This window comes from Hydrogenophaga sp. (genome assembly GCF_022844385.1).
GTDB lineage: Bacteria > Pseudomonadota > Gammaproteobacteria > Burkholderiales > Burkholderiaceae_C > Hydrogenophaga.
Map to the genome: position 1 here is coordinate 43,392 of NZ_JALHLX010000006.1, position 13,625 is coordinate 57,016.

9 protein-coding genes are annotated in these 13,625 nt (G+C 66.3%); 3 read left to right on the plus strand and 6 right to left on the minus strand.

The annotated features are described in order from the left end of the window. Window positions 1–30: 30 nt before the first annotated feature. The 5 genes from Q0C59_RS02520 to Q0C59_RS02540 are packed head-to-tail and all read right to left on the minus strand — an operon-like array spanning window position 31 to window position 9,684. Window positions 31–1,056, minus strand: a complete 1,026-nt coding sequence (locus Q0C59_RS02520) for a M12 family metallopeptidase (protein WP_291211245.1) — start codon at window positions 1,054–1,056, stop codon at window positions 31–33. A gap of 25 nt (window positions 1,057–1,081) precedes the next feature. Next, on the minus strand, window positions 1,082–2,140 hold the full coding sequence (locus tag Q0C59_RS02525) for a toll/interleukin-1 receptor domain-containing protein (protein ID WP_291211248.1): 1,059 nt from the start codon (window positions 2,138–2,140) through the stop codon (window positions 1,082–1,084). Next, window positions 2,137–7,746, minus strand: a complete 5,610-nt coding sequence (locus Q0C59_RS02530) for a CHAT domain-containing protein (RefSeq protein WP_291211251.1) — start codon at window positions 7,744–7,746, stop codon at window positions 2,137–2,139. Before Q0C59_RS02530 ends, Q0C59_RS02525 begins: the two co-directional genes overlap by 4 nt. A gap of 33 nt (window positions 7,747–7,779) precedes the next feature. Continuing rightward, window positions 7,780–8,721, minus strand: a complete 942-nt coding sequence (locus Q0C59_RS02535) for an N-acetylmuramoyl-L-alanine amidase (RefSeq protein WP_291211254.1) — start codon at window positions 8,719–8,721, stop codon at window positions 7,780–7,782. Window positions 8,722–8,778: 57 nt separating this feature from the next. Next, window positions 8,779–9,684: a caspase family protein gene (locus Q0C59_RS02540; protein WP_291211256.1), complete on the minus strand. Its 906-nt coding sequence runs from the start codon at window positions 9,682–9,684 to the stop codon at window positions 8,779–8,781. A 435-nt stretch (window positions 9,685–10,119) separates the two neighbouring features. On the opposite strand from Q0C59_RS02540, the gene Q0C59_RS02545 reads away from it, so the two are divergent. From Q0C59_RS02545 to Q0C59_RS02555, 3 genes are all read left to right on the plus strand, one after another. Continuing rightward, window positions 10,120–10,380 (plus strand): DUF4212 domain-containing protein, encoded by a 261-nt coding sequence (locus Q0C59_RS02545; RefSeq protein ID WP_056276888.1) that lies wholly within the window; start codon window positions 10,120–10,122, stop codon window positions 10,378–10,380. 17 nt (window positions 10,381–10,397) lie between these two features. After that, on the plus strand, window positions 10,398–12,251 hold the full coding sequence (locus Q0C59_RS02550; protein WP_291211261.1) for a sodium:solute symporter family protein: 1,854 nt from the start codon (window positions 10,398–10,400) through the stop codon (window positions 12,249–12,251). Between the two features lie 129 nt (window positions 12,252–12,380). Next, window positions 12,381–12,740 carry a hypothetical protein gene (locus Q0C59_RS02555; protein WP_291211264.1) on the plus strand — a complete coding sequence of 120 codons (360 nt, stop codon included), beginning with the start codon at window positions 12,381–12,383 and terminating at the stop codon, window positions 12,738–12,740. 36 nt (window positions 12,741–12,776) lie between these two features. Here Q0C59_RS02555 and Q0C59_RS02560 read toward each other — a convergent pair whose 3' ends face one another. Then, a complete protein-coding gene (locus Q0C59_RS02560; RefSeq protein ID WP_291211267.1) occupies window positions 12,777–13,598 on the minus strand; it encodes a pyruvate, water dikinase regulatory protein in 822 nt (273 codons plus the stop codon). Between the last annotated feature and the right edge of the window lie 27 nt (window positions 13,599–13,625).

A 13,625-nucleotide genomic window follows, 5' to 3' on the forward strand; every position in this document is an offset into this window, starting at 1 on the left:
CCTTTTCTGTTTCCGGTCGACACAACACGCTCAGGCCTTGCGGACCTTCACCGTGTAGTTGCCCAGCCCCGTGGCCCGGTTGTAGTGGCGCACCTGAACGTAGTAGCGACCCGGGATGAGGCTGGCTCGGATCAGGGCGTTGGTGTCCACACCGCTGTCGTCGTCTTCGGCGATCACGGCGGTGGGGCTGTCGGGGCCGAAGAGTTTCATCACCACGTCGGTCGGGCCGCGCGTGTCGATGATGTGGGGACCGCCGGTGGTCACGGTGAACTGGAACAGGTCTTCTTCACCCGCCTTGCCGATGGCGGCTGCGGTGCGTCGGCTGGCGCCGATCTTGATTTCTTTCGCATCCACCAGCGTGGGCGCCGCTTTGGGGTAGGCCTTGGCGCCTCCGATGAAGGCCTTGTCCAGCGACGAGAGCACCGGGTTCGCGCGCGTGCCCACGCCACTCTGCACCCAGCTGCCCGGAAAAAAATACAGCATCACGGAGTCGGGGTCGAAGGTGGTGCCGTTGATCTGGTCGGCGCGGTATTTGTTGAGCACGTTGTGGCGGATGGTCGCCTCGCTCCAGTTGTTGGGCGGGCCCGAGAGGTCGCGGATCACGGCAGCCTCGTTCCACTCAATGCCGCCGGCCGGGTTCTGGTGTTCGTGCATGAGGCCGATGGCGTGGCCGAACTCGTGCGCCACCGTGCCGCCGTCCATGAAGCCGAGGTTCATGGTGGGCTGGTCCAGCGGAATACTGCGGTTGTCGGTGCCCACGTAGGACCATGCGCCCTTGGCCGGATCGAAGCTGATGCGGATTTCGGCATCGGGCGCGTTGTTGAATTCGAACTTGAGGTTGGCGTGTGCCGTCCACCACTGCGCCTGCTCACGCACCTTGGCTTGTTGCGCCGCCGTGCCGCCAATGAAGCGCACGCGCAGCGTGCTGCCGTTCATCCACATCTTGCCCAGCGGCATGATGGCGCGCGTGCGTCCGCGGCTGCGCACGGTGGGTTGAAACTGCATGAGCTCGGCAGGCAGCAGGCGTTGGGTGCACACGTGAACAAGTTTTGTCATGGTGGTCTCCTCGGGGTTTTGTGGATCAGGGACTGCGCACCAGCCGCAGTGGGCTCTCAGCCTGCTCGCCGTTGCTCCAGAGCTGGCCGGTGAGTTCGCGTCCGTCGGCGCTGGCGTTGAGCACGACGCTGCCGGTGTCCAGTGGCCCACGGCCGTCGCCGGTGACGGCCTGGTACGGAATCTCGATGCGCGGCACGCCCATCACATCGGTGAGCACCCCCTGGCCAACGTAGCGCACCTCGTTGACGGTGAGGCCTTGCCCACGAACGCCTTGCGCGTAAGCCTGCCATTCCGGATACCAGGACACCGGAAAAGCATCGGTCTGCAGCTGGATGGCACCGTTGTTCACGGTGAACTGCACCCGCAAGCGCCGGTTGTCTTCGTCGATGGACCACCAGATGCCCGACACATCCAGGGCGGACTGGCCCGATCGCGGCACGGGCTCGGGTGTCGCTGCCACGTAAGGGGGCGGGGAGGGCGGGACTTCCTCCTCATCGTCGGGCGCGAGCAGGCCGATCACCACCAGTCCCACAAAGATGCCCCCGATCCACATGAAGCCGCGCTGCATGCGCTGCACCCAACTGCGTTTTTCGGGCCGTACCGGGTCGCGCGACACCAACGGGTGGATGCCGTGGGTGGCGAGGTCGGCCACGATCTTGTCGAGATCGTCGGCCCAGTCTTCGGTGCGCAGCTTGAGCGCGTGTGACTCCTTCAGAAAGCGCAGCGGCGGCGGAATGTCGGCCGTGGCCGGCATCACCATGCCCTCGGTCAGCAAGGGCACGATGGTGGCGCCGTTGGCCTGCGCCGTGAGCGCCTCGCCGCGGATGGGGTCGTCGTCCCGGTCGATGCGCCGTCCGCCTTCGGGATGCGCCATGCCCAGCAGCTCGGGCGTCACCAGCAGCAGCACCACCGGTTGTGTGCCCAGCGCCGCCATGATGGCGCTGCGCCACGAGTGCCCGCCGCGCAGGTCCTGCTTGTCGAAGAACACCTGGTCAGCGCCGTAGAGGCGGCTGAGGTCGGCGCACAGGCGGTCGGCGTCCTTCTTGCCGTCGGACGACCGGTAGCTGATGAAGATGCGGTTCATGGGGCGGCGTAGCCGTTCAGGATGCCGAGCAACTCGCCGGCGGCCTGCCGGTCGGCCTGCGTCATGCCGTGCAGATGCTCCACCACAAAACAGAGCTGGTCGGCCACCGAGGCCCACATCCACGGGGTACCGGCGCGCTGGTGCATGTCGTCGAAGCTGGACAGGATGGCCGGCAACCGTTGCGCCAAGGCATGGCTGGCCAGTGCCTCGTACACGCTGAGTTCGGGCAGCCCCACCACGCTCCAGAAATCGGGGTCTTCGCGCCGTTGCCGCTCCAGGCTCTGGCGCACCCGCTGAAGCCGGTCATGCTCGAAGCCGGCCCATGGCCGATCACTGGCGCGCGCCAGCAAGTCAGCCGCCACGAGGTTCAGGGCTGGATAGAACAGATCGGACTGCCCGGTCTGAAGCGCCAGGGCCTCGGCTTGCCGGTAGTGCGCCGCCATGTGTTCAATGGCTGCTGTGCTGGCCGGGGTGGCCTGGCCCGCAGCGGCAATGCCTTCGAGCCGCGCCATGCGTTTCCAGGTCGAACCGAGCAGGCTTTCGCGCTCCACGGTGGGTGACAAGGCCAGCAGTGCTTCCAGGATCCGCACTGCCTGGGTGATCTCTGAGCGTCCCTGCTCCACCAGAGCCTGTACGCGGGCTGGCTTGGCGCCTTCACGCACGGCGTTTTGCAGCCGCGACCAGGCCTGACGAGCGCCCAGGTTGGCCAACTGTTCGTTGGCTTTCACCGACGCGCTGCCGTCGTTGGCCGCCGCGGCGCGCCGGTACCAGTGCAGCGCACGGTCGATGTCGCGCGCGGCAGCCCAGGCCACGCCGTAGGCCTCGGCCACTGCGCCCATGCCGCCCCAGTCCCCTTCGAAACGGGCTTCAAGGTAGCGGATCTTCTCCCGCTGCGACTCGGGCGCGGCACCTTGCGTGGCGCTTTGTACGGCGAGCGTTTCCAGTGCCAGAGCCAGCGCCACTGGCGACGCAATGCCCGCGTACGTCTTGGCCAGCGTGGGCGGTGCACGGCGGTTGTCGATCTCGTTGCGTTCCCAGACCCAGTCCGGATCGCCATAGCACTGGTAGGCGGCCCAGGTGTTGCCTCGCGGGTTGGCGTTGTAGGCCGCCAGGCGTCCCGCCTGCACCGCATCCATGAAGCGCTGACCGGAGAGCAGCGAGCGGTAGAACGCGGTGGCGAACAGGTTGGCCGGCTCGTCTTCCACCGCCCAGCCCGCCGCCACCACACAACGCACGCCGATGCGGATCAGCTGCTTGGCCACGCCGGCGGCGAATTGCGCGCGGTCGTAGCCGCTTTTGAGCAGCTTTTCCGGGTCGGCCGCGAGGTGGCAACAGTTGAGGAACACCAGCTCGGGCACGACGCGCATGGCCTGCACCTCGCGCGGACCCAGAAAGGTGTCGTCGCTCAGCACCACGCCGCGCAGCAGGGGCGACTTGCCGGGGCGTTGCAGTTCGGGTTCGCCGTGGCCGGCGATGTGCACGATGCGGTAGCGCCGCGCCAGCAGCGCGGTGGTCACGGCGGCCGCGTCCGGGCCCAGGTTGTCGTCGGGCGCAATCAGCGAGTGCACCCGCGACGCATCGAGCCCGAGTTGCCCGCTGAGTGCTTCGACCACCGCCTCGGCCTCGGAGCGCGCGGCAGGCAAGGGCGGGTAATGCACCGGGTCGCACAGCGGCTCGCCAATCACCAGCACGCAGTCATCGGGCCGGGCGTCGCTCACCTGGCTGCGAAAGGCCGCGGTGCGCAGGCGGCGCAGCAGTTTGTTGCGGATGGCCCAGGGCGCATCCGGTCCACCGCGACCATCATCGGGCGCGTCCAGCAGCTCCCAGGGAATGGCGGCGGTACCGTCGTCGAGTTCGAGCAGCAGCTCGCTGGTGCCGCCCAGGCTGGCCTCCATTTCCACCGGCACCAGCAACTGAAAGAGGGTGCGGCCGATGGTGGGGTCGCGGTTGGCGTCGTTGGAGGCGCGGCGCACCAGTTCACCCACCAGCCGGGCCTGCGTGGCCTGGGCCCGCACTTCGGCGCGGGCGCGCTGGGTGTCCAGCGTGTAGACGATGCTGGGGTCGCCACTGTCGTCGGTTTCGGTCACAGCGCTGATGAAGTCGTAGGCGGTGCCGCGGTAGCCGTTGTCCAGCGGCCGGCGCAGCGCGCCCACGCCAGAGAGGATCCTGGGGCTGAGCGCGAAATGGTCGGGCGCGGCAGCGCACAGCAGTGTCAGGGCGCTCCAGGCGTCGGTGGCCCGATCCAGGTAGAGCTCCACGATGTGCAGGTGGCTCACCTGTGGCCAGCCACCTGCGGCGAGCCTTTCGTTGGCCTCGCGCACACCTTGTGCCAGTGCCTGTGCCGAGGTGTTCACGCTGATGCCGGTGCCGCCGCTGCCCACGAGCGTGGCGGCCAGCTCGAAATGGGAGGGACCGCCTCCCGGTGCTTCAGCCACCCGCTGCGCCCAGGCCAGGGTCGCCTGCCGAACGGTCTGGGTGATCGAAGTGCTCTTGAGTTTGCCCTCCGAACCCAGCCCGACCACCACCACATGGGGTGGCCGCGGCAGGGCGAGCGGGCTGTCCGGGTCCTGCCGGTTGTTGATGAAGATCTGGTGGGTGCCGGGCGACTCCGGGTAGAGGCCAGCGGCCAGCGAGGCCGACATGGCCCCTCCGATGAAGCGGTCCACCACCGCCTCGGTGCCGCTCAATGTCGAGGCGAAGTAGTGGCCAACCATCAATGGCTTGCTGATGAACTTGAGGTTGGCGTTGTGCACGCTGATGTGCAGCGCGCCCTGCGGTGCCTCGGAGACGGTGGAGGGCTCTGCGGCGGGTGCCAGCAGCTCGCCCAGGCCGTTGGGTGGCACCACCACTGCGCTGCGCTGGCGAGACGGCCGGTTGCGCACCAGTGCCATGGCCGCCGCACCGCCGCTGCGCACGCCGGGCCCGGCGCCCACCCGAGGCAGGCTCTGCGTGTCACCGTGTTGCAGCAGTTCCAGGTAGGCCGGGAACGCGGCCTGGGCGTCGGGCAGGTCGCCGTGCGGGCAGTCCACCCGCCAGGCACGCACGCCCGGCAGCAGCGCATTGTCCTGCGTCACGCGACCGTCGCCGCCTTCGGGCTGATCCAGGTAGATCAGGCCCTCGCGGGCGTCCATTTCAAAGCCTGCCGGTGTGAAGCGGGCCTGACCGAGCACCATCACCACCCGATCGCGGAACCCCGGCAATGCGGTCTCGCGTTGCTGGTCGAGGCGGCGCCGCAGATCCACGGCGCGGTCGAGCACGTCTTGCGCCGGCACACCCCAGCGGTAGATGGCGCGCTGGCTGCCGGGGTCGTGCCAGAAGTTGGCATCTTCCAGCGTCTTCATGTCCTGTTCGGCCAGCGCCTGCCAGCGTTCGCTCTGGGCAAGCCCCAGTGCCGGGTCGAGCAGGCCGGCCTGCAATTGCAGGAAGCCCGGCATGGCCGCCATCAGGCGGCGCGCCTTGTGGTCTTGAAACGGCAGGCCGAAGGCGGCCAGCGCGTTGCCCATGGTGTCGTCGCCCGAGAGCACCTGCATCGGGGCGAACGATCCGCCGTTGGGTGTGCCCAGCATGAGCAGGCGCGAGCCGGGTCGCTCCAGCCAGCGGCGCCACACCTCGGGCCGCTCCAGTTGCACGGTGCGCGCGACCACCCCACCCATGGAGTGGGCGAGCAGACGCACCGGCTGACCGCTGCCCGCACGGGCGGTGAGGGCCTGGTCCATCACCTCGGCCAGCCGGGCCGCTTCTTCCTCGATGGGGCGCCGCCAGTCAAACGAAAACTCGATTACTTCATGGGTGGCCGTGAGGAAGGCGACCAGGTCGTCATACACGCTGCCGATGGCGCCGTCGGGCGTCACGCGTCCGCCCGCATCGGGATAGGCCAATCGACCCAGGCCACCCAGGATGCGCGCGCTCAACCAGATGCGCTTGCCATCGACGGCGAGGTGACTGCCCAGGATGCCGGGCAGCAGGATCACGGCCGGGCGTTCAGAGGCGGGCGGCGCGCTGGCCGATCGGGGCATGCCGCGCAGCCCGTCGCTCGAACTGCCGGCCCACGACATCGGCCCGATCGGCCTGAAACCCGCAGGCGAGTCCTGCACCAGAGCGTTGCAGATCGCCTCGGCCGAGCGTGGCTCGCTGAAGTAGCTGAAGTGCGTGACCTTGCCACCCCGTTCCAGAACGAACGTGGCCGCCGCGTGGCCACCGGCTGGAGAGCGCGGTGTGCCGCCGTACATCGAGCGCGTCTGCACCACCAGGTCGTTGTCGGTCCAGTAGAAGGCGTCGGCCAGCAGCGTCTTGACCCAGGAGGTGATGGAGTCGCCCTGGATGTCGCCCGCCACCACGCGCAGTTGCCCCGGCAGCGGCGTGCCGCCTGCGCCTTCACTGGCATGCAGCCACTGCACCAGAGGGCTCTCGGGCATCATGCATTCGAGGCCGGGCAGCAGGGCTGGATCGGTGCGCTGGCTGGCCACTTCACCAATGAAATCGATCAGCGTGGGGGCCACCGGGATCGCTGCCAGTTCCAGCGACCACTTGAGCACCGACACGTAGGCGTCAAGCCGCTTGGAGGCCAGCAGCGTGCCGCGCGCCGGGCAGGCCACCCGCACCACGCGATCCACACGGATGTTGCGGCCCTTGAGCTCGGCGGCGAGTTCGCGCAGCGCCTTGAGCTGGTTGCGGTGGGCGGGCACCTTGAACGGCGCGAGCGACTTGTCGTCCAGTTCGGGCCTGGCACACACACGGGCCAGCACTTCGGCCACCAGACCACCGCGCGAATGGGTGAGCAGGTGCAGACGCGCGCCATCGGGCAGCGACCTTGCGAGCATGAGCGCGTTGTCGATCGGGCTGGCCATGAGCGTGGGGTGCTCGAAGCCGTAGACCCGCTCGCCGTGGCGCGTGAACAGCTCGCGCACCTTTTGAGGGTGGTGCTGCCACAGCTTCCCGAAGGTGCCGTGGGTGTTGGAGAAGGTGCCGTGCAGCAGCACCAGGATGGGCTCGTCGGGATGGGTGGCGGGTGGGATCTTCGTGATTGGCTTGGCGTTGCCCTTGAGCGTGGTGGCAAAGCTGTGCGCCGAGAGGGCATACAGACCGGCGTCCACCTGGTCGTCCACCCGCGCGGCGATCTTGGCGGCGGTGATGCGCGAGGCCGGTTCCAGCAACAGGCCGGTGACCACCTCGATGGCCGAGAGCAGCACATCGCCCAGCCGCCCGCGCGTGGCCCCGCGCGAAGCGCCAGCCTGCTCCAGCCCCTGCCAGCCCAACTGCGCGGGCACCTGCACTTCGGTGGCGCCGCGGTTGCGTGGTTGGACCGGCATGCCGCTGCGCGTGAGGCCGGACTGCGCCAGCATCAGGTCACGTGCGGTCTCGGGGTGCAGCATGAGCGAGGGGCCGTTGCTGATGTGCAGCACCACCGCGTCCAGCCCGGGCCTTGCGGTCATGCGCACGGCATCGCTGCTGCCCCGGGTAGCACCCACCTGCACGCGCTGCACGGTTTGGCCGCGTCCGCCGAAGCCCGCCGCTGCGCCTGAACCGGCGCCACGTGTGGCAGTCGTTCCCGCCTGCGGTTGACCGCGAACGATGAAGGTGATCGGTGCGGTGGAAGCGGTGGTCATGTGGGCCTTTCTGCGGCGGCGGTGCAACTGGGTTCAGCGCACGGTGCGGGGGGTGCGTTTCTTGGCGGGTGCGGCGGGTTTCCTGGGTGCGGGCGTTGCTCGTGCCTGGGCAACGGGCACCGCGCGCTGCGAGCGCGAGAGCACGGTGGGGCCAGACCGTGTGGCCGCCTGGCGCGTCACGAAGTCGTTGCACACCCAGCCTTCCAGATCGGTGGCGCCCACCACCGCCACGCGGCTCCAGCGGTCTTGGGGTTCCAGCAGCACCAGCTCGGCACCGCGCTTGAGCGCGGGTGCGACCTTGGGAAACTCGGCGGCCGGGCCGCTGCGGATGTTCAGGCTGGTGGCCGTGACCACCAGGCGCACCGCCACATCGGCACCCCGGCCCAGTGCACGTGCGCGCACGGCGGCCAGTGGAAAGGCCGGGCCCGGGTCCACCTTGCGCCCGCGCGCGATGTCTTCATGACCCAGCACATCCTGCAGGCCATAGTGCGCCACCAGCACCTCACACAGTTGCAGCGCACGCTCGATCTGCACCTCGGTGAAGTGGTGCCATGGCCGCACACCGCCACCGTGCCGGTGTTCCGCCACCACCACCTCGTTGTCGGGGTAGACCTTGCCGAACCACGCTACACAGCGCTCGCCCTCGCGGTGCAACAGGCCGGCGTTGTCCATCTCGATGCCGATGGCGTGGTGGTTCAATCCGTCAATCCCGTTCCACTGGCTCACACCGGCGTGCCAGGTCACGGCGTTGAACGGCGCGAGCTGAACGATGCGCCCGTCGCGTCCCAGAACGATGTGCGCCGACGCGTTGCCCTGGGGCTTCTTCGTGCACAGTGACTCCACCGAACTCTCCAGTGTTCGCCCGGCGGTGTAGTGCAGCACCACGTAGCGCGGTCGCAGGGCGCCGCCCACGTTGGGCGTGGCACGAAAGCTCACGTCGGGGCCGGTGAGCCGGTGGTTCTGGATGGCGAGCATGTGAATGCCTCCCTGGGTTGCCGATGCAAACAAGGCGCCAGCCGGGGCGCCCACCGGTCAGACGCTGAAGGGCGCCTGTTTGAGGAACGGCGCTGCCGGGCCGAGCGTGAAGAGGTTGGGCGACTGGCTGGGTGGCAGGCCCGCGCGGATGTGCGCATGCAGGCTGGCGTAGCTGCCCTTGAATGCGCCGTTGTTCCACACGCGCAGCAGTTGTTCGGTGAAGGCACCGTTGTGGTCGCCGTCCATGGAGAACTGGTTGTCCTGGCAGCCCGAGATGAGGATGAGCGAGGGATGGAACGCCTTGACGATGCCGGTGAGGCGGGTGCTCACGGTCAGTTTGGCCAGCGCGGTGTCGGGGTCGGTCACACGCCCGCCGGCATGCCTGGCGACTTCGTTCTGCAGCTGGTCGTAGAAGGACTTGTGCGCTGCATAGACGCGCATGCCCACGGCCGGCGGCATGATGCGCGGGCGCTGGGCGGGTGTGCCGGGTGGCGGGCGCGCGGCGCGCACCACAGTGCCGCTGTGGCAGCTGTCCGAGACCACGAAGAGGCGCACGCCGCTCTTGAATTTGCTGAGCTCGTAGTAGAGCTCGTCGTCGATCAGCTGGCCATCGAACAGGCACCAGGTTTCGTCCTGCTTGTCGTCTTCATCGCCACTCACGTCGGGCACCTGGCCACCGTGCCCGGAAAAACTCATGAAGAAGTAGTCGCCTGCAACGAGGGTCTTGGCGGCCTTGCGCAATGCCGCCAGCAGGTTGGCGCGGGTGGCTTTTTTCGTGATCAGCAGCGTGCTCTTCATGCCCCGGGACTGGGCCAGTGCCGCCATGTCGTGCGCGTCGAATTCACAAGCCGCCAGAGGGCCGGTCCAGCCCTCGTAGTGGGCGGCGCTCACCTCGTTGATGCCGATGTGCAGCGACAGACCTTGCGGCTTTTTTGCCTGGGTGGCAGATGCTTTGCTGGCCATTTGAACTCCCCCGCGGTAGCTGTTTCAATTTGTTTGAACTGTGCAATCCGTCACAAATTCTGGGGAGTTTGTCGTTATGAAGCAAATCACAAGTTGTAAGTGAATGTCTGAAAAGCGGTCCTTTCGGACTACTTGGTTCCAGTGATCCCTCGCACATCACAGGTGTCCGCAAGCGTGGACAACGAGGTGATGGATTCATCCAAATCGCCCGGCGCGCTCTCATTTTGAAAGCTGCGCGTCAGCTTCGCTGCATTCTCTTAGGGGCATACCCTATGTTTATCCCGAATGTGCTGTGGGTGCAATTTGGCTGTAAGAAAGCGCCAACACAGTGCGTTTCGTAGTGCCACAAGCCGTCCGGTTTTGTGGAATGCACAAGTCGGCGGCCAGTCCCGGCCCCTCCCTCGTCAAGCATCACTTTTTCAGGAGATGACTTTCATGAACAGCGACAGCAACGCAAAGGCCTATTGGTCCGCCACGCTGGGCCTGCTGACCAAGGTATTGGTCGTGTGGTTCCTGGTTTCCTACGGCGCGGGCATCTTGTTCGCCCCCCTGCTCAACAACATCTCGCTCGGTGGCTATCCCCTGGGCTTCTGGTTTGCACAGCAAGGCTCCATCTACGTGTTCATTGCATTGATCTTCTATTACGCCCACAAGATGGGCCAGATCGATCGCAAGTTCGGCATGCAGGAAGACTGAGCACACAAGAGAACACCATGGAACTTCAAACCACCATTTATCTGTTCGTCGGGCTCAGCTTCGCGCTGTACCTCGGCATCGCCTACTGGGCACGCGCAGGCAGCACGTCCGAGTTCTACGTGGCCGGCGGCGGGGTTCACCCGATCACCAACGGCATGGCCACGGCCGCCGACTGGATGTCGGCCGCGTCCTTCATCTCCATGGCCGGCCTGATCTCCAACATGGGCTATGGCGGCTCCGTGTTCCTGATGGGCTGGACCGGCGGCTTCGTGCTGCTGGCCATGCTGTTGGCGCCGTACCTGCGCAAGTTCGGCAAGTTCACCGTGCCTGAATTCATTGGCGACCGCTTCTACTCCCCCACCGCGCGCAACGTGGCGGTGTTGTGCCTGCTGATCATTTCGCTGACCTACATCATTGGCCAGATGACCGGCGTGGGCGTGACCTTCGCGCGTTTCCTGGGTGTTTCCAGCGCTCAGGGCATCTACATCGGCATGGCCATCGTGTTCATGTATGCGGTGTTCGGCGGCATGAAGGGCATCACCTACACGCAGGTCGCCCAGTACATCGTGCTGATCGCGGCCTACCTGGTGCCGGCCTTCTTCATCTCGCTCAACCTCACCGGCAACTTCTTGCCGCAGTTGGGTCTGGGTTCGGACATGTCCGGCACCGACGTGTCGCTGCTGACCAAGCTCGACCAGGTGGTGACCGATCTGGGCTTTGGCCAGTACACCACCACCAGCGCGGGCTCCACGCTCAACATGTTCTTCTACACCGTGTCGCTGATGATCGGTACCGCGGGCCTGCCCCACGTGATCGTTCGCTTCTTCACCGTGCCGAAGGTTGCCGATGCACGCTCCACCGCTGGCTGGGCGCTGATTTTCATCGCGCTGCTGTACACCACGGCACCTGCTGTGGGCGCCATGGCCAAGCTGAACCTGCACGGCACCGTCAACTCGGCGGTGGGCCTGGTCAACAGCGCTGAAGGTGGTATTGGCGTGAATGCCGATGCGGTCAAGGCCAACGCAGACCTGTACGCCACCGAGTCCAGCCTGCAGTATGAGCAGCGTCCCGAGTGGATGAAGCGCTGGGAAAAGACCGGCCTGTTGAAGTGGGAAGACAAGAACGCGGACGGCCGCATCCAGTACTACAACGACGCCACCAAGAACGAAGTCGCCAAGGGCAAGGCCCAGGCCGCTGGCTGGAAGGGCAACGAGCTGACCGTGAACGCCGACATCATCGTGCTGGCCAACCCGGAAATCGCGCTGCTGCCCAACTGGGTGATCGCACTGGTGGCTGCGGGTGGTCTGGCCGCTGCGCTGTCCACCGCTGCCGGTCTGTTGCTGGCCATCTCGTCGGCCGTGTCGCACGACCTGATCAAGGGCGCCATCAAGCCCGACATCAGCGAAAAGGGTGAGCTCATGGCCGGCAAGATTGCCATGGCCGTGGCGATCTTCGTGGCGGGCTGGCTGGGCCTTAATCCACCGGGCTTTGCGGCCGGCACTGTGGCCCTGGCCTTCGGTATCGCGGCATCCACCATCTTCCCCGCGTTGATGATGGGCATTTTCAGCCGTACCGTGACCGACAAGGGCGCCATTGCCGGCATGCTGGCCGGTCTGGCTGTGGTGCTGTTCTATGTGTTCGCACACAAGGGCATCTTCTTCATCAAGGGCACGGACTTCGTGCACATGGTCGGTGGCGTGAACGGCTTCTTCACCATCACCCCCGAGGCCTTCGGTACCGTGGGCGCGATCGTGAACTTCGTCGTCGCCTACCTGGTGAGCAAGGTCTCCACGCCGGTGCCCAAGCACATTGTGGAACTGGTGGAGTCGGTTCGCGTGCCCAAGGGCGCGGGCACAGCCACCGGACATTGATGGCTTGAACCCACACAGCCCGGGCAGCCGCCCGGCCTGCTCGTGACCCAGACCCCGTCGGTCCGCCGGCGGGGTTTGGTGTTTCTGGAGAGCGCTGGAGGACAATCCAGCATCAACACACGGCCCACCATGAACCTGCCCAGCGTCTTCATCTTCAACTGGATCTTCCTGCTTGCCCTGTTTCCGGTGGCGTTCTTCTGGCTGCGTCGCGCATACCGCATCCTCGTCAAGCGCGACTTCTCTGAAGTTGCCCTGAAGAAGGGTCTTCCTCCACCCAACGCCGAGAAATATGCACCCTACGAGATGGTCATCAATCTCGTCGGCGGTGTGATCGTGGTCGGCGTGCTCGTGGCCGTGCTCGGCTTCCAGGCGCTCGCCTCCGAAGACTGGATCGCCGTGGCCGGTGTGACCTTGTGGATGAAGCTGCTGGCCTCGTTTGCGCTGGGTCGCCAGGCACACGGCCTGGGGCCAGGCCGCAAGAAGGGCTGAAAGGCAGCGACCCGCCCAGCGGCGCAGCTGGGGGGCTCAGTACTCCAGGCGTTCGGGCCGGATTTCTTGCAGGATCGTCGTCGCAATTTCTTCGATCGACTTGGTCGTCGTTGACAACCAGCGGATGCCTTCGCGGCGCATCATGCTTTCGGCTTCACTCACTTCCATTCGGCAGTTCTCCAGGCTCGCGTAACGCGAGTTGGGGCGTCGCTCGTTTCGGATCTCGCTCAGGCGCTCGGGCCCGATCGTCAGACCGAAGATCTTCTTGCGGTGCGGCACCAGCGCGGGCGGCAGTTGCCTGCGTTCGAAGTCTTCGGGGATCAGCGGGTAGTTGGACGCCTTCAGGCCGTACTGCATGGCGAGGTACAGCGAGGTGGGCGTTTTGCCGCTGCGGCTCACCCCCACCAGGATCACATCGGACCCTTTCAGGTCCTTGTGGCTCTGGCCATCGTCGTGCGCCAGCGAAAAATTGATCGCCTCGATGCGGGCGTTGTAGGCCTGGCTCTTGGAGGCGTCGGAGAAGCGCCCCACGCGGTGGTTGGACTTGATGCCCAACTCGTGCTCCAGCGGCGCGATGAAGGTGCCGAACATGTCCAGCAGGACGCCTTTGCATTGGGTGCGGAACACGTTGAGCACGTCCATGTCGACCACGGTGGTGAACACCAGCGGGCGGTTGCCTTCCAGGTCGGCGGCGTGGTTGATCTGGCGCACCGCCTGGTGCGCCTTGTCCACATCGTCCAGAAATGGCAGGCGAACCCGGCGCATCTGGGTCTCGAACTGATTCAGGATGGCGTTGCCGAAGGTCTCGGCGGTGATGCCGGTGCCGTCGGAGATGAAGAAGACCGTTCGGTTGGGCATGGGGCGCGTCCTTACAATACCGGGTGT